The organism is Agaribacillus sp. DX54, from assembly GCF_056858335.1.
This window is the reverse complement of record NZ_JBXEQE010000139.1, coordinates 1-399: the sequence shown is the minus strand read 5'-3', so window position 1 is coordinate 399 and position 399 is coordinate 1. Positions and strand designations below refer to the sequence as shown.

General features: G+C 41.4%; 1 protein-coding gene. It reads right to left on the bottom strand.

The genetic code is table 11. The annotated features are described in order from the left end of the window. A partial coding sequence (locus AC04NP_RS30700) for a hypothetical protein (protein WP_482863954.1) occupies nucleotides 1-311 on the bottom strand: 311 nt, incomplete at its 3' end. Nucleotides 312-399: the final 88 nt, after the last annotated feature.

Here is a 399-nt window from a genome sequence, read left to right as displayed (position 1 = left end):
TTCTGGTCATATTCCTTGTGCGTGGTGGGCACATCAGCCGGATGGGCTACCATACAATTAACCCCGGCTGCAGTTAACTCCCTATACAAAGTGAAACCACTAAAGCCTGCCTCATAAGCTGCATGATAAACAGCCCCAGGAAAGTGGGTGTGAAGGTAATTCACCAAGATGTCAGGCTTAGGATCCTGGTGAAATACCTTATGTTCATAATGCTCGCTCATGATGGCTACCTTCCAATTTTTTTGGTGAACGTCGATTCCTATGTAAATAGGTTGACCATTAAAGTTAATCTGATTAATTTTCCGTTGCATAAGCTAATGATTTTAGAGGTAACAATTGTTTTGCACCTTAAAGTTAAGGTCTTTAGCTTATGCTTTTCAAACATACGATCTCCGTGGT